We start from the raw sequence: 22,714 nt of genomic DNA on the forward strand, positions 1-22,714 counted from the left end.
GTAGGGGCGCTATAAGCGCCCCATTAAATTAGAAGTTAGCGATGATTTGGTTAGCGAACTCGGAGCATTTCACTTCGGTTGCGCCTTCCATCAAGCGAGCGAAGTCATAAGTAACTGTCTTGTTATTGATCGCTGTTTCCATACCTTTGTAGATCAGCTCAGCTGCTTCCAGCCAGCCCAGGTGCTCCAGCATCATTACGCCGGACAGGATAACGGAACCAGGGTTAACTACGTCCAACCCGGCATACTTCGGAGCTGTACCATGTGTCGCTTCGAAGATCGCATGACCGGTTACATAGTTAATATTTGCTCCTGGCGCGATTCCAATACCTCCAACTTGTGCAGCAAGGGCATCGGACAAGTAGTCGCCGTTCAGGTTCAGGGTAGCGATAACGTCAAAATCTGTAGGACGAGTCAAAACTTGCTGCAATGCGATGTCAGCGATAGCGTCCTTAACGATGATTTTGCCTTCCGCTTCAGCAGCCTTTTGAGCCGCATTAGCAGCATCCGTGCCTTGTTCTTCCTTGATCTTGTCGTATTGAGCCCAAGTGAAGGTTTTGTCGCCGAACTCTTGCTCAGCAAGCTCATAACCCCAGTTTTTGAACGCACCTTCAGTGAATTTCATGATGTTGCCTTTGTGAACCAGAGTAACGCTCTTGCGGTTGTGTGCGATGGCGTACTCGATCGCGGAACGGATCAAACGCTTGGAGCCTTCGGAGGAAACCGGCTTAATACCGATACCGGAAGTCTCAGGGAAGCGGATCTTCTTCACGCCCATCTCGTTTTGCAGGAAGGAGATCACTTTCTTCACTTCCTCGGAGCCTGCAGCCCACTCGATACCGGCGTAGATGTCCTCTGTGTTCTCACGGAAAATAACCATGTCAACCAGCTCAGGACGCTTTACAGGGGAAGGAACACCCTTGAAGTAACGAACCGGACGGGAGCAAACGTACAGATCCAGCTCTTGGCGAAGCGCTACGTTCAAGGAACGGATACCGCCGCCGATTGGCGTCGTCAATGGACCCTTAATAGCAACGATGTACTCGCGGATAGCCGTCAGTGTGTCGTTAGGAAGCCAGTTGTTGAATTTATTGAAGGCTTTCTCGCCGGCAAACACTTCGTACCAGGCGATTTTCTTTTGGCCGTTGTAGGCTTTCTCTACCGCTGCATCAAGAACGCGCTTGGAAGCAGCCCAGATGTCAGGACCTGTGCCGTCACCTTCGATGAATGGAATGATCGGGTTATTAGGAACGTTCAGTTTTCCGTTAGTAATCGTGATTTTTTCGCCTTCAGTTGGCGCTGCATAATTTTCGAATTGTGCCATGGGTATGTATTGCCTCCTCAGTAATATATGGTTCATTACAAAATTGAACGGGAGCCGCGGCGCTGCCGCTGACGGCGCGCGACGCAGCAACCCGTTGGTTGCCTTTTACCTATTGGTTCCGGTGATAACGAACGTTCGAATTAGCGCTTCTCAATCGGAACGTAAGCTTGATGAGCAGGACCCGTATACTCCGCACGAGGACGGATCAGACGGTTGTTCTCATACTGCTCAAGAATATGAGCTGTCCAACCGGAGGTACGGCTGATCGCAAAGATCGGCGTGAACAGATCACGCGGGATTTCAAGGGATGTGTATACGGAAGCGGAGTAGAAATCTACGTTTGGCTTCAGACCCTTTTGTCCGGTTACGAGCTCTTCGATCTTGATGGACATGTTGTACCAGTTCAGGTTACCGGTCAGCTTGCCCAGCTCGTGGGACATCTTCTGCAGATGCTTGGCGCGAGGGTCGCCGTTCTTGTAAACACGGTGACCGAAGCCCATAATCTTTTCTTTGTTGGCGAGCTTCTCGTTGATGTAGCTTTCAGCTTTATCGAAAGTTCCGATTTCTTCCAGCATCGCCATAACGGCTTCGTTGGCGCCGCCGTGAAGCGGTCCCTTCAAAGCTCCGATAGCGGAGGTTACGCCGGAGTAAATATCGGAAAGTGTTGCTACGGTTACGCGGGCTGCGAAGGTGGAAGCATTCAGCTCATGGTCAGCGTGAAGCACGAGCGCCTTGTCCAAAGCTTCGATGGCGATCTTCTCCGGATCCTTGCCTGTAAGCATATAAAGGAAGTTCTCGGCAATGGTTGCGTTCGCTTTAGGTGCAATCGGTTCTTTGCCTTCGCGGATGCGCGAGAATGCAGCTACGATCGTAGTGATCTGAGCTTGCAGCTTGATGGCTTTGCGGAGGTTGGCTTCCGGTGTCATATCATTAGCTTCCGCATCATACAGAGCCAAAGAAGAAACGGCAGAACGAAGAGCTGCCATTGTATTTACATCTTTAGGATATGTTTTGATTTGCTCGAGTACTTGAGCGGGAACCTGTGCATGGTTGCTCAAGTCTTGAAGCAATTGGTTCAGCTCGGAGCGATTAGGCAGCTTGCCGTACCATAGCAAATATACGACCTCTTCGAATGTAGCGTTCTCCGCCAAGTCATCTATGTTGATGCCCCGATACGTAAGCACGCCGTCTATGATGGAGCTAATGGAGGACGTTGTGGCTACGATTCCTTCCAAACCTTTGGTGGCTGTCAAGATAATCTCTCCTTTTGCAGTCAATTTCACATATGTTAATAATAAAGTATTTACCAAGTAAAGTGAACAAATTTAGACATAAAAGTTCATTATCAGCACCATAACCAAAATTTTAATCGATGTAATTTTCGGTGATGTTAATTCGCATCGATCCGTTAAGCGATCCGTTTCGGCCCCTCTAGAAGCTTTTTCTAGATGGATCTAAATTATACTCTATCCTCCCATCCAAACGCAAAAACACCCCTCGATCAATGAGGGGCCTGCGTTTGTTCCTCCGTCACGTCAGCCTTGCCTGCCACTTCCACAGAAGCGACTTCTTTTCTAAGCGTCTCCGTTACCTCTTCCATGGTTTCATATTCGTTCTTATAAACCTTTACATCGCCTGTAACCACCGCATGTTTCAGAACCTCGAGACGCTCTTCTTTAACAGGGATGCGAATCGTTTTGGATTCAGCCTCCGGGCCTGTTCCTTCCTTGGTTTCAATCACAATCTCTTCCCTGACCACCGGTACTTTTACCGTTTGTTCTTCCTCGATGCGTTCGCGATGCACGTGAACCTCCCCCGTCTTCACGCGCTCCTTGTCCACCTGCAGCCGCTCCTCGCGCAGCACCATTTTTCCCTCTTCAGCCTTATCCTGCCTTTCATTCTCGTGCCCTTCCTTCGGTGCAATCACACGGATGACTACCCCGAGCACGCCTCCTGCTATCGCGCCTACGATGACTCCTGCAAGAGTAACCCACATGGTATTCACCGTGCCGTAAGTGCCGATGAAAAAGCCGATGACGCCCCCTGCTATCGCACCAGCTGCCAACCCGAAGCCAAGTCTGCGATCCATTCTGCTGTGCCTCCCTTTTTTGTTAACCAAACACCCCCGGCCAACAGCCGGAGGTGTCGAGAATAAAGCTGTTTAATTATCGAATTTCTTCGGCGTCAACATCTTCCACTACGGTGCTGTCGCCTTCCACTTCCACTCTTGCCTCTTCTCTGCGCACTGTATCCGTAACCGCTTGGGTCTCTTGAACGGTACGCTTATGCATCGCTACTTCGCCCGTCACTACCGTATGCTTGTCCACATGGACGCGGTCTTCGCTTACCGGAATACGGATGGTTTCTTCCCGGCCGATCGGCTCGTCCGATGCTTCGGCGTCGAAGCTTCTTCTTTCGATCACCACTTCTTCATGGCTCACCGGCACGTGGACCGTTTTCTGTTCCGCGATGACATCCTTGTGAAGCTTCACTTCACCCGTCTGCACGCGATCCTTGGAGATATCCAGCTCCTCTTGACGAAGCTGTACGGCTGCTTCGCGATCCTCATCCCTTACCTCGCGATTCTCCTTCTTCTCATCATCAAAAATGTTAAATAAATCTGCCATGATGACTCGACCTCCAAGCGTAGTGGATTTGGTGTCACGTAGACTAAGGTAACCCTTTTTGGTGTCCGTTATTCTAACCAAACATATACTGCATGAAGTCCTATCGCTTTTTTGGTAAAATAGGAATATTGCATACAACTTGTCCTACGCCCAAAGGAGGAACATGCCATGAACAGCCGCCGCATAAGCATTATCGATATCGGTTCGAATTCCATTCGTCTCGTGATCTATGACATCCAAGCGAACGGAGCCTACCGGGTCATAAGCGAATTTAAGCAATCCGCCCGACTTAGCGGCAGAATGAGCATGGACGGTTCCCTACCTGCTGCCGAAATAGACGGCATAGTCCGAATCCTTCAAAATTTCAGAGGCATTTGTAATGCTCACCAAGTCACAAGCCTTCGGGCTGTAGCAACCGCAGCTATACGCAATGCTTCCAACTCCCAAGAAATAGTAAATCAATTGCGAGAGCAAAGCGGAATTCAGGTGGAGCTGCTTTCCGGCGAGGATGAAGCCCGTATCGGCTTCTTGGGGATGAGCCAAACGCTTGATATCGCGGACGGCCTCTTAATCGATATCGGGGGAGGGAGCACGGAGGTTTCTCTTTTTCGCGGTAAAAAGCTGCTGCACAGCGTATCCTTCCCTTTCGGCGCGGTGAATACGGCAAGACGTTTCACTACGGACGGAGAAGCCCCGGAAGCGAAGCTGCATGAAATCCGCAACATGGTGCTGCAAGCCGTTGCAAGCGAGCCCTGGATCCGAACCAACGCGGGAAAGCCGGTGGTGGGCTTGGGAGGAACGTTCCGATCCCTATGTAAAATATATCAGCGTAGACACCAGTATCCTCTGCCGATTACGCATAACTATCCTATGTCCGGTGAAGCGATGCAGGAGCTTACCGAGTGGCTGCCTAAACTTCCCCCCGACAAACGCAAGAAGGTGGACGGATTATCCAAAGACCGGTTCGACCTGATTGTTCCCGGGCTGATCATTGTGGATAACCTATTCCAAGCGTCCGGCTCCAGCCACTGTGTCATCAGCGGCGCGGGACTTCGGGACGGAATTTTTTATGAAAGCTTTGCAGCGGAGGACACCTCCCTGCCCATTGCAGAGAGAAGCTCCGACAATTTGTATAAACTGCATTCCACGGTTCCTCCGGCTCATTCGAAGCATGTGAAGCATTCCGCTCTTGCCATCTACGATGCGCTCACCGCCGCGGGCAAGCATCCTTTTGACCCGCGAAGCCGGCTTTGTCTAGAAATTGCCTCCAAGCTGTATAGAATCGGAGTGTCCCTAAGCTATTACCAATACGCGAAGCACACCTTCTATATGTTGGCCGGTGCAAGGATTGACGGACTTACCCACAGAGAGACACTGCTGTGTGCTTTCATTGCTACCTACAAAACGAAAAAACGTCTGCTGCACATGTGGTCGTCCTATCGTGAAATTATGCTGGACAGTGACGTTGAGCTCGTCGTTCGTTTGGGCAGCATCCTGCAGCTGGCTGTAGCCTTGGACAGCAGCGAAACCCAGTCCTTGCACTTGGTATATGCGGTCTCTGACGACAAGTCGCTCCGGCTTCAGCTGCAAATACAAAACGACCCCACTGCCGAATTCAGTGAGGTCGAAGAACTGCAAAAGGATTTTCGCAAAATATGGGGCTTGTCGGTCCAGCTTAACGCGCCGTCTTTTTCCACGATTTGATCTTCATGGCTTCGAATTGGCTGCGGAGCGGCTTCTCGCCCTCCGCCAGCACCCTTTCGTACAAACCGTTCGATTGCAGCACTCTCGCCTTCACATTATCCTCCAGGCTTAATTTCAAGATATGGATGAGCGAGGATTTGATATGCTGGTCAAAGACCGGACACATTAATTCTACCCGCCGCGTCAAATTCCTTGTCATCCAATCCGCGCTGGCGATGTAGATCTCGGGGTCACCTTCGTTTTCAAAGTAAAAAATACGCGAATGCTCCAAGAAACGGTCCACAATGCTGCGGACCGATATATTCTCACTGAGGCCCGGCACACCCGGCCGCAGACAGCACACCCCTCTGACGATCAGCTCCACCTTTACCCCTGCCTGAGAAGCGGCGTACAGTTCATCCACCATTTGCTGATTCGACAAAGAATTGAGCTTAGCGATAATTTTCGCAGGCTTGCCTTCGGAAGCGAAATGCGCTTCCTTCCTAATCTTCTCGAACAATTTATCCTTCAAATCCGTCGGAGCTACGCCGAAGGCCTTCCAGTTATGCGGAGCCGAGTAGCCGGTCACCTCGTTGAACAAAGCGGAGGCATCTTCTCCGATGATTTTATGTGTCGTGAATAGTCCTACATCCGTATATAGCTTGGCTGTATTATCGTTATAATTACCTGTGCCGACATGAACATAACGGCGCAGGCCATCCGGCTCCTGCCTTACCACTAGAGTGATTTTGGCATGTGTCTTCAAGCCGACCAGACCGTAAACGACGTGGCATCCCGATTGCTCCAGCTTGCGTGCCCATGCTATGTTTCGCTCTTCGTCGAAGCGCGCCTTCAGCTCCACAACGACCGTTACCTGCTTACCCGATTCAGCCGCTCGGGCCAGCGCCTGTATGAGCGGTGAGTTCCCGCTTACCCTGTACAGTGTCATTTTGATGGCAAGCACCTGCGGATCGTAAGCCGCCTGGCAGACGAAATCCGTCACCGCATCGAACGATTCGTAGGGATGATACACGAGAACGTCCTTGCTCCGAAGCACGGTGAACATATCCTCCGTATCACTCAGCTCAATCGGGTACACAGGCTTGATCGGCGGGTAACGCAAATGCTCGAAGCCATGAACCGAACCGGCCAGCTTCATGAAATAGGTTAAATCGATCGGTCCGTCAATTTCAAAAATATTATCCGTAATCTCGAACTCATCCATCAGCTGGGTGAGAGCATAGGGATGAATGCCCTTCTCTACCTCAAGGCGAACCGGTGCCCCCCATCGGCGGCGTCGCAGCTGCGCTTCAATCTCCTCAAGCAGATCCTCCGCGCCTTCTTCATTGAGCGTTAAATCCGCATTGCGTGTCAATCGAAACCCATGCACGGCAAGCGGCGTGTAGCCGGTAAATAACGTATGGATATGCTGCTCGATTAAATCCTCCAGCAAAATATATTCATGCTTCTTGCTGTTGGGACGCGTAGGAAGGGCGATATAACGGTTCAAATTGGAGGGTACCTGCAAAATGGCGAAGTACGGCTCCTCATCGATCGTCTCATCGTCCTTGTTCAGCACGACGGCTAAATAAAGACTTTGTGTATGGACAAGAGGAAACGGACGCGACTGGTCCACCGCCATCGGTGTAAGCACGGGAAAAATGATGTCGTGATAATACTCATCCATTGCACCCCGCTGGGTCACGTTCAAGTCCTCATAATCGACGAAAAGAATGCCTTCTTTGGCAAGCTGTCGCGTCACATCCCGATACGTACGGTACTGCTCTGCAACCATTTTGGAAGAACGCCTCATAATTCGTTTAAATAAACTTGCAGGAGTATATCCGGTAAAATCTTTTTTGGTAAAGCCTGCCTTCATCTGGTCCTTGACACCGGCCACCCGGACACTCATGAACTCGTCCAGGTTCGAAGAGACAATGGAGAGAAATTTGACCCTCTCGAGGAGCGGCGTGCTCGGATCCTGAGCCTCCTCCAGTACGCGCCAGTTAAATTCCACCCAGCTTAAATCGCGATTGATATATTGGTTCGCAGTCTCTCGGGCAGCAGTATCTTTCATAAGGAAATGCAACCTCCATGGTTATTAGCCGAATTTGCAAACAAGAGATGCCTGATGTGCCAGCCGATCTGTCGTTATTCTCTCTCATTCTACTCATTCCATGGTAATTCGACAATGTTAACAATGCACTTGATTTTTGTAAAAATTATGTAAATATCCAAGCTTGAGTATTCGCCCTACCTCCGCCAAAACAATTGAAAATTGCCCTGGCTGATCAATCTTCGGATCAGGATCAACGCCCAAGCCTTGAAGACCGGACGGGTTAATGGGAAAACGAGAAGGAATCCGAGGATATCCGTAAGGAAACCGGGAGTAAGCAGAAGCAGACCTCCGGCAAAAATACATATTCCGTCCAGTATAGAGTCGGTCGGAACCTGTCCATTGCGCATCTGATACTGCGCGTACTCCCAAACACGTCTCCCTTCGCGCCTTGCCATCCATGCGCCCGTAAAGCCCGTCAGCAGGAGGAGGAAGAAGGTTTGCCAGCCTCCGATAAGCTTACCTATGGTGAACAAGCCCCAGATCTCAAGAGCCGGTACGACGATCATTATGACAACCAGCAGGCGGTACATAGCTTCAGCCCCATTTCTGCAGCAAGGTATAAAGTTCAGGTGCGGCTTTATCAATTCGGGCCGGCTTCCAATCCCGGTTGACCCAAATATGGCGTGTCCCCCCGCTCACGAGCAGCTCCTCGCCGCGGCGAACCTCCGATTGAAATTCCAGCCGTACATTAGTGTACGATGCAATCCGTGTCTTCATGATGATTTCATCATCATATTTCGCAGGCGCGTGAAATTTCAGCTCTGCCTCTACCACGGGCAGCAGCAGCCCGTTCTCCTCGATCCGCCCGTAGGGCATGCCCAGCTGACGAATCATTTCGGTACGGCCGATTTCGAACCAGTTCAAATAATTAGCATGATAGACGACCCCCATTTGATCCGTCTCTTGATAGCGGACCCGCAGCGGGTGAGTAAACCATTGCGATGACATACGTTTCCAAGCACCTCCATTACCAAGCCATAACGTTAAAAAAGCGAAACCGAGGACTTCGATTCCGCTTTTTTATCCTTGTATTGTTTACAGAACGCGTGCGCGTCCGGAATAAATGACGCCAACCTCAGGGTAAATGGACACCTCAGTGCCTTCCTTGAGCAGCTCCAGCGCGTTGTTCACGCCAACGACGACCGGCTTGCCCAAGCTGATGCCTACGACCGCCGCATGGGAGGTAATGCCTCCGGTTTCGGTAATGACCGCTGCCGCTTTCTCGAATGCAGGCATGTACTCCTTGTCCGTCGTAAGAGAGACCAAAATGCAGCCCTCGGATACCTTAGCATTCGCCTCTTCCGCGGTGCGTGCCGTAACGACCTTGCCGGTTGCAATCTGCGTGCCGATTCCTTGGCCTTTGGCAATCATTTCGCCGATCTGATGCACTTTAATCAGGTTTGTCGTTCCGGAGCGGCCGACAGGCACTCCAGCCGTAATGACAACAAGGTCGCCCAAGCTGACAAAGCCGGACTTCACGCTTGTATCTACAGCGTGCTCGAACAGCTGGTCCGTCGTATTGCAAGGCTCGCCCTTGATAGGCACAACGCCCCATACAAGAGACAAGCGGCGCAGTACTTGATCGCTCGGCGTTACCGCGATAATCGGAGCCTTCGGACGGTATTTGGACACCATGCGCGCGGTATAACCGCTCTCGGTTGCCGTAAGAATCGCCTTCGCATCCAGATCCAGCGCGGAGTTAGCTACGGCTTGGCTGATCGCTTCGGTTACATTCGTTTGCTGTGCATTGCTTTGACGGATGAAGATTTCACGATGCTCCAGTGCAGATTCCGCACGCTCTGCGATTCTCGCCATGGTCTGCACGGACTCCACCGGATATTTCCCCGCCGCCGTTTCGCCGGACAGCATCACCGCATCGGTACCGTCGAAGATCGCATTCGCCACGTCGCTCGCTTCCGCACGTGTAGGACGCGGGTTGCGCTGCATGGAATCCAGCATCATCGTAGCCGTAATGACAGGCTTGCCTGCCTGATTACATTTCTTGATCATCGCCTTCTGAACGATCGGCACATCCTCCGCCGGAATTTCCACACCAAGATCTCCGCGGGCTACCATTAAACCGTCGGATACCTCCAGAATTTCGTCGAGATTGTCCACGCCTTCCTGGTTCTCGATCTTGGAGATGATTTGAATGTGCTGCGCGTTATGACGCTCAAGAATCTCGCGAATCTCGATGACGTCGCTTGCTTTCCGTACGAAAGAAGCAGCGATAAAGTCAACACCCTGCTCGATACCGAAAATGATGTCGTTGGCATCCTTCTCCGTAATCCCCGGAAGATTGATCTTCACGCCAGGCACGTTGACGCCCTTCTTGCCGCCCAGCAAACCGCCGTTTTTGATGCGGCAGACGATGTCGGTACCGCGAATATCCTCAACGGTCAACCCGATCAAGCCGTCGTCGATCAGGATCGTGGAGCCTACGCGAACATCCTTGTACAGATCGCGATAGGTAATGTATACGCGCTCTGCATCGCCTTCGATTTCCTCTGTCGTGAGCGTGATCAGGTTATCCTGAACCAGCTCCACCTTCTGGTCGCCCTTCAGCTTGCCCGTGCGGATCTCAGGACCTTTCGTATCCAGCAGAATCGCTACGTTCTTGCCGAGCTCCTTGCAGGCTTGTCTTACGTTCTTGATCCGATTGCCGTGCTCTTCAAAATCCCCATGGGAGAAATTCAATCTGGCCACGTTCATCCCGGCATCGATCAATTTCTTAAACATTTCCAGTGATTCACTCACCGGACCAATCGTACATACAATCTTCGTTTTACGCATGATTACCCTCCTGAATAGCCTTAAACCGACCCATTTGTCTAAACTTGTTGTAACGGTCTTCCACTAGCTCTTGCTCAGACAGCTTCAGCAGCTCTTCCAAGCTTGTCCAAAGCGTGCTCTTGATAGACTCCGCTTGTGCTGCCACATCCCGATGAGCTCCGCCCTTCGGCTCCGGAATGATGCCGTCGATGATTCCCAGCTTTAATATTTCATCCGCCGTAATCTTCATCGCCTCCGCCGCCTCCATGGACTTGGAAGCATCGCGGAACAGAATTGAAGCCGCTCCCTCCGGGGTGATAACGGAATAGATGGCGTTCTCGAGCATAAACACCCGGTTGCCTACGCCGAGCGCCAAAGCTCCGCCGCTGCCGCCTTCCCCTACGATGACGCATAGAATAGGAACCCGCATGGACGCCATCTCCATCAGGTTGCGGGCGATAGCCTCCCCTTGTCCCCGCTCCTCGGCGGCACTTCCCGGATAAGCTCCCGGCGTGTCGATGAAGGTGATGATCGGACGGTTGAACTTGTTTGCTTGCTTCATGAACCGCAAAGCCTTGCGGTAGCCTTCGGGATGAGGCATTCCGAAGTGCCTAGAGATATTATCCTTCGTATCTTTCCCTTTTTGGTGTCCTACAACCGTCACCGGCAATCCGTTCAAACGAGCGATTCCACCGACGATCGCCAAATCGTCACCGTATAGGCGATCACCGTGAAGCTCAATGAAATCGGTGAAAATGTGGTTGATCAGGTCCAGCGTGGTCGGACGCTGAGCATGCCGGGCCAATTGCATCTTCTGCTTCACGCTGAGGTTCTGGTACAGCTCTGTCTCCAGCTGCTGATAGCGCTGTTCAAGTCGGGCGATTTCATCGGTGAAATCGATTTGCTTGTCCTTGCTGAATTTCTTCAGCTCATCGATTTTTCCCCGCAGCTCCACGAGCGGCTGCTCGAAAGGCATCTCACCTGCCAACGGTCTTCCCCTCCTTTACTCCATGCATGCTGATAATCTGAGATAGCATCGTCCGCAGCTCCTTGCGGGGCACGACCAGATCCACCTGGCCGTACTTCTGATTCAGCTCAGCGGTTTGGAAATTTTCAGGAAGCTTCTGGCGAATGGTCTGCTCGATGACTCGCGGACCTGCAAAGCCGAAGGCCGCCGCCGGCTCGGCGATAACAAAATCTCCAAGCATAGCGTAGCTGGCAGTAACGCCGCCATAAGTAGGATCCGTAATAACAGAAATATAAAGACCGCCCTGCTCGTTGAACTTGGCGATGGCTGCACTCGTCTTGGCCATTTGCATCAGGCTTAGAATGCTCTCTTGCATGCGCGCTCCCCCGGAGGTGGAGAAAATGAGCAGCGGTAGCTTCTTCTCCGTTGCCGCTTCAACCGCTCGGGTAATCTTCTCTCCCACAACCGAGCCGAGCGTTGCGAGCATGAAGTCAGCGCTCATCACCGCGACAACACAGGTAAAGCCACCAATCGAGCCTTCTCCCGTAATGACGGCATCACGCATCCCGGTAGCTTCCACGGCCTTCGTGTACTTTTCCGTATACTGTGGGAAATTCAAAGGATTCTCCGATGCCAGATCACTATCATACTCGATAAAGTTACCCTCGTCGACCAGCATTTGAATACGCTCCACAGCGTTCAGCTTGAAATGATAGCTGCAGCTGATACATACCTTCAGGTTCTTGTCCAATTCTTTGGTAGACTGAATTTTGCCGCACTTCGGGCATTTATTCATAAGTCCTTCGGGAATCTCTCTTCTTGGACGTTCCTCGGGGACATCGATCGTCCCATCATCAACGACCCGGTTGGGCGCAGGCCGATCCGCAGAAGGAACCGTGGCGTACTTCCTCTTCTTCTGAAACAAATCTTTGAATTGCACGACTACACCTCTCTTGCGGAAAGTTGAACCAAGCACATAAGATGAAAATGAAATGTTAAGATCTATGCAAAATCGAGTTCAATACCTCTTGAACCTCTTCCACTTCGCCTTCGGGAACCAAAATCTCAAACTGATTCTTAGTCATATTTATCGCGCGCACTTGCACCAGAAATCCTTCTTCCGTCAGTTTCGTCTTGATTCTGTCAGCAATTTTTGCAGTCGGAGCGATATATATAACCGTCCACATGAAAACAGACCTCCCGAACATAATGGAATAATGATATCATAACTCCACTTTTTCCCGCAACCGAGGGAGGGTCTGTTTCCTGAGGACGTAAACGAGGGTTCTAGTGAGCCGGTCCGTCCAGCTCATCCTGATGACGGTGCGCAATTCTTGCTGACGCGGCTGCTGCCAGACCGGCCACCAAATCGTCCAAAAACACGTGAATCCCCGACCGCTGATCGTTCAGCTCGCGGATAATCCCCATCTTTTCCTTGTCCAGATAACCGAAGCTGGTCAGTCCGATCATCCCGTACACATGCACAATGCCCAGCGCCAGCGTCTCATCCACTCCGTAAAGCGATTCGTCCTTCTCCATTATGGTTTGAAGCGGCTCCGGAAGCAGCTTCCTTTCCGCCAAATCATCGAGAGCGATGCCGGTGTACAGCACATACTGTACTTCTCTTTTCCTTAACACCGCTTGCACGCTTTCCACACATGCTTCCATAGTGAGGCTAGAGTTATAAGGCAGCTGCAGCTTGTGTACGATTTCGGCGATCCGGTCGATCGTTACGCCGCGCTTCTCCAAGCATTCCTCGATGTGCTGATGGGTCATAAAAAAACGCCTCCTCACTCATCCATAAGTAACAGGGGTTCCGGGCTTCGGCTGCTTTCTTACACAGTTTCCCGTTTGGGTTACTAAATGTATGCAGAGGAGACGTCAATTATTTCACTTTTACGGTATCTTTACCGAGCAGCTGCTCCATGCGTCGAACCAGGTCGGCGGAAGGATTCACATAATAGGACTCGCTCAGCCCCAGCGTTTTTTTACTTTTCTCATAATAAAGCACCACCGGATGATTGCCAGGCTGCTTGCGTATAAGCTCCTTGAGCGACGATAAGATCGCCGGCCGCTCCTTCTCCTCGGAAATTTTGACGTACACTCTTGATCCTTGAGCGGCATGCACCTGCTGCGGAGCGTCCTGAGCCATCGGCTTAGCCTGCTGCTTCGTCCGGAGAGTCGCCGAATCCGGCCTGGAGTAGGTGCCGCCCGCCGTACGAGCCTGTGCACCGGAAGCCGCCGCCGGTTTGACCGCCTTCAGCTCCAAATGCGGATCCTCCAAAGCAATCAGCTGATCGGCAAGCAGCTTATAATCCTCGTCACCAAGCTGCAGCTTCGCCATCACCAGAATCGGCTTCCCCTTCTGAACGAGGGGGGCGTACTTCTTCCAGGTCTCCGGGAACAGTACGATCTCCGCCTTGCCAACCCGGTCCTCCAGCTCCATAAAGGCCATCGGCTGGCCCTTCTTGGTCACGATCGTTTTGTTCGACAGCACCAATCCGGCTACCTTGACTTCGCTGTGGTCCGGGTATTCCTGCAAATGGTGCAAATAATCGACCTCGAGCCTGCGCAGCACCGCTTCATAGTCATCCAGCGGGCTGCCCGAGATGTACAGACCCAAGAGCTCCTTCTCCAGCTCCAGCTGCTGCGTCATCGTGAAAGGAGCGATCTCCGGGTAATCCACCTCCCAGTTGACCTCCTCAACGAAGCCGAACAGATGCAGCTGCAGATCCTCCCGCTCCTTGCGCCACTTCACAGCGGCGTCTACCGCATCCTCCAGCATCGCAAGCTGCTGCGCCCGGTGCCCCGGCAGCGAGTCCGTCGCGCCTCCTTGAATGAGCGATTCCAGAACGCGCTTATTGCAAACCCGCAGGTCCACTCTTCGGCAGAAGTCGATCAGACTCTCATAAGGACCTTCGCTTCGCTGCGCGATGATGGATTCGATCGCATGCGTACCGACATTTTTGATGGCCGCAAGACCGAATCGAATGGAGTCCCCCGTAGGGGTGAACACAATCCCGCTCTCGTTCACGTCAGGTGGCAGCACGGCAATGCCCATCCGGCGGCACTCGTCCACATATTCGGCCACCTTATGGTGGCTGCCCATCACAGCCGTAAGCATCGATGCCATGAACGGCACCGGATAATGCGCCTTCAGATACGCCGTCTGAAAGGCGAGCACACCGTACGCCGTCGCATGCGCCTTCGGGAAGCCGTAATCGGCGAAGCGTACGATCATATCATACACCCGGTTGGCCGCATCCTCCGTATGACCTTGGCTTAAGCAGCCTCGAACGAAGTGGGCCCGCTCTTCATCGAGCACCTCCCGCTTCTTCTTGCTGACCGCTCTTCGCAGCAGATCCGCCTCTCCCAGCCGGAAGCCGGCCATGCCGGAAGCGATCTGCATGATCTGCTCCTGATACACGATGATGCCGTACGTATCCTTCAGATAAGGCTCGATGGACGGGTGGGGGTACTCTACCGCCTGCTCTCCGTGCTTGCTCCGGATGTACTGGGGGATGAATTCCATTGGTCCCGGCCGATACAAAGCCAAGACGGAGATAATGTCCTCGAACTGCGAGGGGCGAAGATCCTTCAGCACACGGCGCATACCCGGAGATTCCAGCTGGAAGATCCCTGTCGTATCCCCGCGGCTCAGAAGCTCATAGGTTAAAGGATCATTCATTGAAATCTTCGTCCAATCGATCGTTATCCCTGTTCTCTCGCGGATCCATTCCAGCGTGCGCTCAATGATCGAAAGCGTCCGCAGTCCGAGAAAATCCATCTTCAGCAAACCGATCGATTCCAGATGCTCCATCGAGTATTGGGTTAGCGGCGTCTGCTCCGTACCCTCCTGAAGGGGAACATACTGCGTTAACGGCTCACGGGAGATCACAACGCCGGCGGCATGCGTCGAGACGTGACGCGGCATTCCTTCAACCTTCATGGCCAGCTCCAGCAGCTCCCCGGTCTTGGGATGCTTCTCGGCGAGCGATTTGAGCTCAGGACTTACTTTGAGCGCATCGGCGAGCGTCATTCCGAGCTGATTCGGGATGAGCTTTGCCGCGCGGTCCACCTCATTATAGGGAACGCTCAGCACGCGGCCGACATCGCGCACCGCTGCCTTCGCCGCCATCGTACCGAAGGTGACGATCTGCGCCACACGGTCGCGGCCGTATTTCTTCACAACGTAGTCGATGACCTCATCGCGTCGAAGATCGCTGAAGTCGATGTCGATATCCGGCATCGTGACCCGCTCCGGATTTAGGAAGCGCTCGAAGAGCAGCTCGTAACGGATCGGATCCACATCGGTTATTCGGAGAACATAGGCTACGAGACTTCCTGCAGAGGAACCTCTGCCGGGGCCGACCATGATGCCGTTTTCTTTGGCAAAGCGGATGAAGTCCCACACGATTAGAAAATAATCGGAGTACCCCATACGTTCGATAACTCCAAGCTCATAAGTCAAGCGATCCTCAATGCTTCTTCGCCAGCCTGCATCCTCCCACTCTTGCGACAAGCCGTAGCGCTGCTGAAGGCCAACGCGGCACAGCTCAGCAAGGTATTCGCCTGCTGTCCGTCCTTCGGGAATCGGCTCGAATTGGGGCAGGATCGAGCGGCCGAACTCCAGCTCCAGCTCGCATTGCTCCGCAATGGCTGCTGTATTGGCCAGCGCCTCCGGCACATGAGCGAATGCACGGCTCATCTCCTCCCCGCTCTTAAGATAGAGCTGGCTGGTGGAGAAACGAAGCCGGTCCTGATCCTCAACGGTTTTCCCCGTGCCAATGCAAATCAATATATCCTGCACGGCGTGCTCCGGCTCCCGCACGTAATGCACGTCGTTCGTTACTACCAGCTGGATGCCCGTCTCGCGGCTCAGCTTCAGCATCTCGGGCATGACTTTCCTTTGCTCCAGCAAGCCGTGGTCCTGCAGCTCAAGATAGAAGTCCGCGCCGAAAATACCGCGGTACCTGAGTGCCGCCGCCTTCGCCTCCTCATAACGCCCGTGCAGAAGATGCTGGGACACCTCGCTGCCGAGACAAGCGCTGGTGCATATCAAGCCCTCGGAGTAAGCGGCCAAATGCTCAAGGTCGATGCGGGGCTTATAGTGGAAGCCCTCCAGATGAGCGATCGATACCAGCTTCATCAGGTTACGGTAACCCGTCAAATTTTTGGCAAGCAGCAGCAAATGGTAGATGGGCTGCTCCTGTCTCGCGGCCTTCTGCTTGATCGAGCCGGCGGTAAAATACATCTCGCACCCAAGGATAGGCTTAATTCCGTGCTGCTTGCACGCTTTATAGAAAGGAATCGCTCCGTACATCACACCGTGATCGGTAAGCGCCAGCGCCTTCATCCCGAGCTTCGCCGCCTGTTCGACCATATCGTCGATCCGCGCCGCCCCGTCGAGCAAGCTGTACTCGCTATGTACATGCAAATGGACAAACCCGCTCAATCGCTTCGCCTCCGTTTCTCGAAAGAAAAAAATGTTTCTCTTAATTTTAGCATAATGCGAACAAGTGTGCCATAGATTAGGACAAGAGGGATGGGTCAAGCCAAGCTTGTCATACGGGAAAGGATGAGCAGTCGTATGGTTATGTTTTTATCCAGATGTTTGTTGGATTTTTTCGTTGCGTTCGGGGTGGTGCTGGGGGGAACGATGCTGGCGGGCATTTGTGCCGTTCTGACGCTGGATCCGCCGATCAACCGGATGTCCCTGGTTGCCGAACAGATTAAAATATGGGCTATGGTCGCCGCGATCGGCGGCACGATCGATCCGATTCGGGCGATTGAAACCAATTTTGCACTTGGCAATATCTCCCCTGCCATTAAGCAAATTTTGTACATCGTCTGCGCTTTCACAGGGGCTCATGTAGGAACGATGCTGATCCAGTGGATCTGCAAGGGAGGCGCAAATGGATGAGGGTGCCCCGCTTTGACCTGTTCACCGCCTACCTGCGCGCCTTCGGCCTCGTCATTTCCGGTATGATCATCGGGGCTGCATTTTTTATGTCGGTGTACAGCCACAACATGAATCTCATCATTACGGAGAATCGGGAGCTGCTGTCGGATAACGAGAAGCTTATGGAGGAGACGGCCACACTGCGCAAATCCAAAAATCAGCAGACCACGATTAATCTTCTGAATATTATCGAAGTGAGCACCAGCAGCCCGCAGCCTCCTTTAGATAAAGTTACGGAAAGCGAGCTGAAGCGCCGTATTCATAAGGAGTTCGGCAAGGTCGTGATCGGCACGAAGATTTCCTCATTCGTCGACTCGAAGGACTTGTACGAGGAAATCCTCACGGAGAAGACGTTCTCAGGCGTCATGGAGAAGGATTATATCGTCACCGTCAAAACCATGCTGCTGGTCGGTACAGAGCTTCGCGTTTGGGTTACGGCAAAAGAATGGAAGCGCCTCCCCTCGTCATGATTCGCAGGGACAGGATTGCTTTTTTTCCGCGTTATGGGTAGAGTTAAAGCTGCGCCTTCGTAAGGTGCGCTTATATTCAAGCTCATAAAGGAAGTGCATTAGCCAATGCTGATCATTCAAGCGGTGCTCAGCACCTTGATTCTTGTCAGCCTGATCTTCACTGTATACTACAGCCTTCGGTACCGCCGGGAGCAGGACCCGAAGCTTCGCGGCATTTATTCCTCCCGGATGAACATCGCCATGGGCCTGATGCTTGTCATCATTGCCGTCAGCCAGCTGTTCTTCTTTACGGATTCGGTAACACGGCGCATTTTCGGTGTGGTTTGCTTTATCTTGGGCGCGTTCAACTTCTTCGTCGGAATTCGGAACCACTCTTTATTTAACCGGTAGGATCGGGGAACCGTCAGGCATCAGCCTGCGCGGTTCTTTTTCGTTTAGAGAATGCCCGGCGTTGTCGGCCTTTCTTTGTGTAACGTCCCGAGGGGACGCTATTCTGCCCGTTACCGGCTATTTCGAAGGAATAACGTCCCCCAGGGTCGCTATTTCCTCGTGAATACAGTCTTTGTCGGCGTTTCATCGCCGTTAACGTCCCGCGGGGACGCTATTCTGCCAATTACCGGCTATTTCGAAGGAATAACGTCCCCCAGGGTCGCTATTTCCTCGTGAATACAGGCTTTGCTGGCGTTTCATCGCCGTTAACGTCCCGCTTGGACGCTATTGCCAGTTACCCGCTATTTCGAGGGAATAACGTCCCCCCGGGGTCTTTATTCGTATGCATCCCGGTAAATTGCCTGCGTTCCATGACCATTAACGCCGAAAAGGCGCTCGCCTTAACACAAAAAAACGGAGTCCTCCCTAGGGGCTCCGTTTCCTATTGCAATCGATATAATTTAATGATATCATTGATCTCGATTCCATTTTTAAGAAAGATTAACAAAATCAGTTTTCCTCAATATTATCATAACACATCGAAACCCTGTTGTCAAACCCCTCTTCACAAAAATCTTTCATGAAAAGGAGCTGTGCTATGAGTCGCGTATCAGAGCAAGCATGGGTTGAGGAGCAGCATCGCATTACTGCCGTGAGACAAGAAATTAAGGAGCGGGCCGAAACGCTGCAGGAGCAAATCAGTGGCATAAGAGAAGACATTGTCGGCTTCCGCAAGCATTTCTGGGATGATGTAACAGTGAACGTCGAGGGTCTCGAGGAAATGGTCGAAACGATGGCAAGCCTGAAGCAGCAGGCGGAGGTCATCTCGGACCGTGAACGGGCGCACCGGCAGCAGCAGGCGCAGCTAAAAAAACTCAAGCGGCTTCTGCAATCGCCATATTTTGGGCGCATCGACTTTCAGGAAGACGGAGAGCCGCGAAGCGAGGCTATTTATGTCGGCGTGGGCTCGCTGCTCAATCAGGAAGGAGATCAGTTTCTCATCTACGACTGGCGCGCCCCGGTCTCCAGCTTGTATTACGATTATCCTCCGGGCCCGGCACAATACGATACTCCCGGCGGCACCATCACAGGCAGCATGGAGCTGAAGCGTCAATTCATCATTCGCGACAACGAGCTCCGCAGCCTGTTCGATACCAGTGTGACCATCGGCGACGAGCTGCTTCAGGAGGTGCTGGGCAAGCAGGCCGACCCGCAGATGCGAAGCATCGTGGCTACGATCCAGAAGGAGCAAAACCGGCTCATCCGCAACGTAGGCAGCCGATTGCTTGTCGTTCAGGGAGCAGCCGGAAGCGGAAAGACGTCTGCCGCCCTGCAGCGGGTCGCCTACTTGCTCTATCGGTTTCGTGAAACGCTGAGGGCCGATCAGATCGTTCTCTTCTCGCCAAACTCCATGTTCAACAGCTATGTTTCCACCGTGCTCCCCGAGCTGGGCGAGGAGAACATGCAGCAAACGACGTTTCAGGAATATCTGGAGCACCGGCTAGGGCATGAGTTCAATCTGGAGGAACCCGCAGCTCAAATGGAATACACCTTGACTTCCATGCACGAGCCCGGCTACGCGGCGCGGCTTGAGGGCATTCGGTTCAAAGCCTCAACCGATTACCTGCACGCTTTGGATGCTTATGTGGCTACCTTAGGCCGGCAAGGCCTTCCGTTTCAGGATATCCGGTTTCGCGAGGACGTGCTGTTCTCCGCACAAAGTCTGCAGAAGCGGTTCTACGAGCTGGATCAAGGGCTGCCCATCCCGAATCGTCTAAGGCTGCTCCGGGATGCCTTGCTGAAGGAGCTGATTCCAATCGCCCGCGCGGAGCGCTTAAAGCCCTGGGTTGAGGACGAGATAGACTTGCTGGATACCGAGGCTTACTTAAAGGCCTACCAGGAGCTGCAGCGCAAGAAGCTTCCTTCGGAGGATACGTTCGATGATTTCGATCGGGAGAAGCATATTCTCGCCACGATGTTGGTTCGGGAGCAGATGGAGCCGGTTCGTGCGGAAATCAAGCGCTTGGGTTTCCTTGACGCGCCGTCGGCCTACAGACAGTTCTTCACCGATCCGAAGGTAGCGGCAGCATGCGTAGCTTCCTCCCTGCCGAAGCAATGGGCGGACATCTGCAGCCAAACATGTGAGCACCTGGATCAAGGCTATCTCGCCTATGAGGACGCCACCCCGTACTTATACCTCCGCGAGCGCCTGGAGGGCACTCAAGTGAATACGGGGATTCGCCATGTGTTCGTCGATGAGGGGCAGGACTATTCGCCGTTTCAATACCATTACCTGAAGGGCTTGTTTCCCAGAAGTAAAATGACCGTGCTTGGAGACTTCAATCAAGCGATCTACGCCCATACCTCGGGCGGCAGCAGCCTGGAGTTCCTGCCGGAGCTGTATGGCTCCGAGCAAACCGAAACGATGATCCTAACGCGGACATACCGCTCGACCCGTCAGATTGTCGAGTTTACGAAGCCTTTGCTTCCGGCTGGGGCTCTCATAGAGCCGTTTCATCGGGAAGGTCCCAAGCCGACTCTGACGAAGGCTGCAGACCCTATCGATTTGGTAAAAGGCATTGGGGATCGTCTCCGACAGTTGAAGTCGGCCGGGCATCCTACGATTGCGGTCATTTGCAAAACGGCGGAGGAAAGCGAGGAAGCCCACCGGGCGCTCAGCAGGCATCTGGAAGGTCTTGCCTTGATCTGCAAGGAAACGACCTCCTATGAGGCGGGTGTGCTCGTGATTCCTTCTTACTTGGCCAAAGGTGTGGAATTCGACGCCGTCATCGTATTTGACGCCTCGGCAAAGCAATACGGCAGAGAAAGCGAGCGCAAGCTTTTCTATACCGTTTGCACCCGTGCGATGCACGAGCTTCATTTATTCTATACCGGGGAACGAACGCCACTGCTGGGGGGAGTCAGAGAGGAGCTTTATACGGCTACCCCTGCTCAATGACCTGAGCGGTTAACATCGCTTTGGCGACAAGCGCGCTGCCGTGATAAATTTCCACGTCGATTTTCCCGAACTTGCGGCTGACTTCAATCATCTTCGGACGAATTTCAATTTCACTGTCGATTTGAACCGGCTTGACAAAGTACGAGGACATATTGTCCATCACGAGATCGCCCTTCTTCACGTCAAGCACGGCGTGGTAAGCCGCTTGCGACATAAGCACGGTCAGCACCCCTTCGGACACGGTACCGAGCCGGTTCGTCATCTGCGGCGTAATCGAGCCGCGGAAGACGAGCTGGCCGTTCTTGTCCTTGCCCTCCTGAAAGCCGGACCAAATCAGGTCCTCGAATGTCTCCCCGTGCTGCGGCTGGCGCTGGGTGTGCTGCATCGCCTTCAACACATCCTTGCGGCTGATCACGCCTACTACCCTACGGCCAAGGTCGATGATCGGCAGCAGCTCGATGCCCTCCCACACCATCATGTGAGCCGCCGAAGCAACCGAGGTGCTCGGCGCAGCCGTGACAGGGCTCCGCGTCATCAGCTTGTCGATCGTCTGCTGCGGCTCCGCACCGATGAAGTCCTTGGACGTAATCATTCCGATGACCCGGTTCCATTCATCCACTACAGGGAAACGGCTGTGTCCCGTCTCTTCATGCAGCCGCTGCCAGTCCCTCAGCGTCTGATTCCCCTTAAGCACGAACACCTGCATCCCTTTCGGGATAATATCCTCAATCAGCAAAATCTTCTTCTTGATCAGCCGGTCATAGATGGCCCGGTTAATCATCGAGGCGACGGTAAACGTATCATAGCTGCTTGATATGATCGGAAGCTCCAGCTGGTCCGCCAGCTGCTTGACCTCCTCCGATGTGCCGAAGCCCCCGGTAATCAGTACGCCGGCCCCCTGCTCCAGCGCACGTACATGCGCTTTATAGCGGTTACCTACAATTAACAGGCTGCCCGGATCGATATAGCGCATCATCGCTTCCTGCTCCATCGCGCCGATAACGAACTTATGCAGCGTTTTGTTCAAACCGCCGCTCCCGCCCAGCACTTCGCCGTCCACCATATTGACGACCTCCGCGAAGGTAAGCTTATCCAGCTGGTCGCGCAGCTTCTTCTCAACCCGTACGGTTCCGACCCGCTCCTTAGTGGCCACAAGCCCGATCGTATCCGCCTCTTTAATAGCACGGTATGCCGTACCCTCGCTGACATCCAGCTGTTCGGCGATTTTGCGGACGGAGATTTTGGTGCCGATCTTTAAGCTTTCTATATATTTAATGATCTGCTCGTGCTTCGTCGCCGCCTCAGGTACACCGGAAACCTCCATCTGTTATACCTCTCCCCCATTGATCTGTCATACTCTGTATTACCCATTATAGGCGATTTTACAAAAAATGAATAGACT

At 53.0% G+C, this 22,714-nt stretch carries 19 protein-coding genes; 5 read left to right on the plus strand and 14 right to left on the minus strand.

Annotated features, from left to right (window positions below; all coding sequences use genetic code 11):
- Positions 1 to 28: 28 nt before the first annotated feature.
- From icd to RAC89_RS05850, 4 genes are all read right to left on the minus strand, one after another.
- Positions 29 to 1,324: an NADP-dependent isocitrate dehydrogenase gene (gene icd / locus RAC89_RS05835; protein WP_306612387.1), complete on the minus strand. Its 1,296-nt coding sequence runs from the start codon at positions 1,322 to 1,324 to the stop codon at positions 29 to 31.
- A 140-nt stretch (positions 1,325 to 1,464) separates the two neighbouring features.
- A complete protein-coding gene (citZ, locus tag RAC89_RS05840) occupies positions 1,465 to 2,577 on the minus strand; it encodes a citrate synthase (RefSeq protein WP_284641136.1) in 1,113 nt (370 codons plus the stop codon).
- A 248-nt stretch (positions 2,578 to 2,825) separates the two neighbouring features.
- On the minus strand, positions 2,826 to 3,413 hold the full coding sequence (locus RAC89_RS05845; RefSeq protein WP_306612389.1) for a YsnF/AvaK domain-containing protein: 588 nt from the start codon (positions 3,411 to 3,413) through the stop codon (positions 2,826 to 2,828).
- Positions 3,414 to 3,489: 76 nt separating this feature from the next.
- Positions 3,490 to 3,951, minus strand: a complete 462-nt coding sequence (locus RAC89_RS05850) for a YsnF/AvaK domain-containing protein (RefSeq protein ID WP_306612391.1) — start codon at positions 3,949 to 3,951, stop codon at positions 3,490 to 3,492.
- A 168-nt stretch (positions 3,952 to 4,119) separates the two neighbouring features.
- Between RAC89_RS05850 and RAC89_RS05855 the strand changes: the two genes are divergently transcribed.
- Positions 4,120 to 5,655, plus strand: a complete 1,536-nt coding sequence (locus RAC89_RS05855; RefSeq protein WP_306612392.1) for a Ppx/GppA phosphatase family protein — start codon at positions 4,120 to 4,122, stop codon at positions 5,653 to 5,655.
- Here RAC89_RS05855 and RAC89_RS05860 read toward each other — a convergent pair.
- The 9 genes from RAC89_RS05860 to RAC89_RS05900 form a co-directional block, all read right to left on the minus strand.
- Positions 5,627 to 7,711, minus strand: a complete 2,085-nt coding sequence (locus RAC89_RS05860) for an RNA degradosome polyphosphate kinase (RefSeq protein WP_306612393.1) — start codon at positions 7,709 to 7,711, stop codon at positions 5,627 to 5,629. The genes RAC89_RS05855 and RAC89_RS05860 overlap by 29 nt on opposite strands.
- Positions 7,712 to 7,887: 176 nt before the next feature.
- Positions 7,888 to 8,283, minus strand: coding sequence for an FxsA family protein (locus RAC89_RS05865; protein ID WP_306612394.1), 396 nt, complete (start codon positions 8,281 to 8,283; stop codon positions 7,888 to 7,890).
- Positions 8,284 to 8,287: 4 nt separating this feature from the next.
- Entirely contained in the window at positions 8,288 to 8,701 is a 414-nt protein-coding gene (locus tag RAC89_RS05870; RefSeq protein WP_284641142.1) for an acyl-CoA thioesterase, read from the minus strand.
- Positions 8,702 to 8,788: 87 nt separating this feature from the next.
- Positions 8,789 to 10,546, minus strand: a complete 1,758-nt coding sequence (gene pyk / locus RAC89_RS05875; RefSeq protein ID WP_306612395.1) for a pyruvate kinase — start codon at positions 10,544 to 10,546, stop codon at positions 8,789 to 8,791.
- Positions 10,539 to 11,513 carry an acetyl-CoA carboxylase carboxyl transferase subunit alpha gene (accA, locus tag RAC89_RS05880; protein WP_306612396.1) on the minus strand — a complete coding sequence of 325 codons (975 nt, stop codon included), beginning with the start codon at positions 11,511 to 11,513 and terminating at the stop codon, positions 10,539 to 10,541. The genes pyk and accA overlap by 8 nt, the downstream gene beginning before the upstream one ends.
- Positions 11,503 to 12,432 carry an acetyl-CoA carboxylase, carboxyltransferase subunit beta gene (gene accD, locus RAC89_RS05885; RefSeq protein WP_306612397.1) on the minus strand — a complete coding sequence of 310 codons (930 nt, stop codon included), beginning with the start codon at positions 12,430 to 12,432 and terminating at the stop codon, positions 11,503 to 11,505. Before accD ends, accA begins: the two co-directional genes overlap by 11 nt.
- 55 nt (positions 12,433 to 12,487) lie before the next feature.
- Positions 12,488 to 12,679, minus strand: coding sequence for a glutamate decarboxylase (locus tag RAC89_RS05890; protein WP_284641146.1), 192 nt, complete (start codon positions 12,677 to 12,679; stop codon positions 12,488 to 12,490).
- Between the two features lie 100 nt (positions 12,680 to 12,779).
- Positions 12,780 to 13,268 carry a phosphatidylglycerophosphatase A family protein gene (locus RAC89_RS05895; RefSeq protein ID WP_284641147.1) on the minus strand — a complete coding sequence of 163 codons (489 nt, stop codon included), beginning with the start codon at positions 13,266 to 13,268 and terminating at the stop codon, positions 12,780 to 12,782.
- A gap of 109 nt (positions 13,269 to 13,377) precedes the next feature.
- On the minus strand, positions 13,378 to 16,947 hold the full coding sequence (locus RAC89_RS05900; RefSeq protein ID WP_306612398.1) for a DNA polymerase III subunit alpha: 3,570 nt from the start codon (positions 16,945 to 16,947) through the stop codon (positions 13,378 to 13,380).
- A gap of 135 nt (positions 16,948 to 17,082) precedes the next feature.
- Between RAC89_RS05900 and RAC89_RS05905 the strand changes: the two genes are divergently transcribed.
- The 4 genes from RAC89_RS05905 (at position 17,083) to helD (ending at position 21,312) form a co-directional block, all read left to right on the plus strand.
- Entirely contained in the window at positions 17,083 to 17,415 is a 333-nt protein-coding gene (locus tag RAC89_RS05905; RefSeq protein WP_284641149.1) for a YtrH family sporulation protein, read from the plus strand.
- Positions 17,412 to 17,924, plus strand: coding sequence for a sporulation membrane protein YtrI (locus RAC89_RS05910; protein WP_284641150.1), 513 nt, complete (start codon positions 17,412 to 17,414; stop codon positions 17,922 to 17,924). The genes RAC89_RS05905 and RAC89_RS05910 overlap by 4 nt, the downstream gene beginning before the upstream one ends.
- 105 nt (positions 17,925 to 18,029) lie before the next feature.
- A complete protein-coding gene (locus RAC89_RS05915; RefSeq protein WP_306612399.1) occupies positions 18,030 to 18,314 on the plus strand; it encodes a YtpI family protein in 285 nt (94 codons plus the stop codon).
- Between the two features lie 637 nt (positions 18,315 to 18,951).
- Positions 18,952 to 21,312: an RNA polymerase recycling motor HelD gene (gene helD / locus RAC89_RS05920; RefSeq protein ID WP_306612401.1), complete on the plus strand. Its 2,361-nt coding sequence runs from the start codon at positions 18,952 to 18,954 to the stop codon at positions 21,310 to 21,312.
- Here helD and RAC89_RS05925 read toward each other — a convergent pair.
- Positions 21,296 to 22,636 (minus strand): DRTGG domain-containing protein, encoded by a 1,341-nt coding sequence (locus RAC89_RS05925; protein ID WP_306612402.1) that lies wholly within the window; start codon positions 22,634 to 22,636, stop codon positions 21,296 to 21,298. The genes helD and RAC89_RS05925 overlap by 17 nt on opposite strands.
- Between the last annotated feature and the right edge of the window lie 78 nt (positions 22,637 to 22,714).

It is taken from the genome of Paenibacillus sp. GD4 (assembly GCF_030846225.1).
In the GTDB taxonomy this organism is placed as follows: domain Bacteria; phylum Bacillota; class Bacilli; order Paenibacillales; family NBRC-103111; genus Paenibacillus_G; species Paenibacillus_G silviterrae.

Bases quoted from the DNA above. Each gene is read 5' to 3' on its own strand.
- icd (WP_306612387.1), bottom strand. From the start codon at position 1,324: ATGGCACAATTCGAAAATTATGCAGCGCCAACTGAAGGCGAAAAAATC.
- RAC89_RS05845 (WP_306612389.1), bottom strand. From the start codon at position 3,413: ATGGATCGCAGACTTGGCTTCGGGTTGGCAGCTGGTGCGATAGCAGGG.
- RAC89_RS05850 (WP_306612391.1), bottom strand. From the start codon at position 3,951: ATGGCAGATTTATTTAACATTTTTGATGATGAGAAGAAGGAGAATCGC.
- RAC89_RS05855 (WP_306612392.1), top strand. From the start codon at position 4,120: ATGAACAGCCGCCGCATAAGCATTATCGATATCGGTTCGAATTCCATT.
- RAC89_RS05860 (WP_306612393.1), bottom strand. From the start codon at position 7,711: ATGAAAGATACTGCTGCCCGAGAGACTGCGAACCAATATATCAATCGC.
- RAC89_RS05865 (WP_306612394.1), bottom strand. From the start codon at position 8,283: ATGTACCGCCTGCTGGTTGTCATAATGATCGTCGTACCGGCTCTTGAG.
- RAC89_RS05870 (WP_284641142.1), bottom strand. From the start codon at position 8,701: ATGTCATCGCAATGGTTTACTCACCCGCTGCGGGTCCGCTATCAAGAG.
- pyk (WP_306612395.1), bottom strand. From the start codon at position 10,546: ATGCGTAAAACGAAGATTGTATGTACGATTGGTCCGGTGAGTGAATCA.
- RAC89_RS05890 (WP_284641146.1), bottom strand. From the start codon at position 12,679: ATGTGGACGGTTATATATATCGCTCCGACTGCAAAAATTGCTGACAGA.
- RAC89_RS05895 (WP_284641147.1), bottom strand. From the start codon at position 13,268: ATGACCCATCAGCACATCGAGGAATGCTTGGAGAAGCGCGGCGTAACG.
- RAC89_RS05905 (WP_284641149.1), top strand. From the start codon at position 17,083: ATGGTTATGTTTTTATCCAGATGTTTGTTGGATTTTTTCGTTGCGTTC.
- RAC89_RS05910 (WP_284641150.1), top strand. From the start codon at position 17,412: ATGAGGGTGCCCCGCTTTGACCTGTTCACCGCCTACCTGCGCGCCTTC.
- RAC89_RS05915 (WP_306612399.1), top strand. From the start codon at position 18,030: ATGCTGATCATTCAAGCGGTGCTCAGCACCTTGATTCTTGTCAGCCTG.
- helD (WP_306612401.1), top strand. From the start codon at position 18,952: ATGAGTCGCGTATCAGAGCAAGCATGGGTTGAGGAGCAGCATCGCATT.
- RAC89_RS05925 (WP_306612402.1), bottom strand. From the start codon at position 22,636: ATGGAGGTTTCCGGTGTACCTGAGGCGGCGACGAAGCACGAGCAGATC.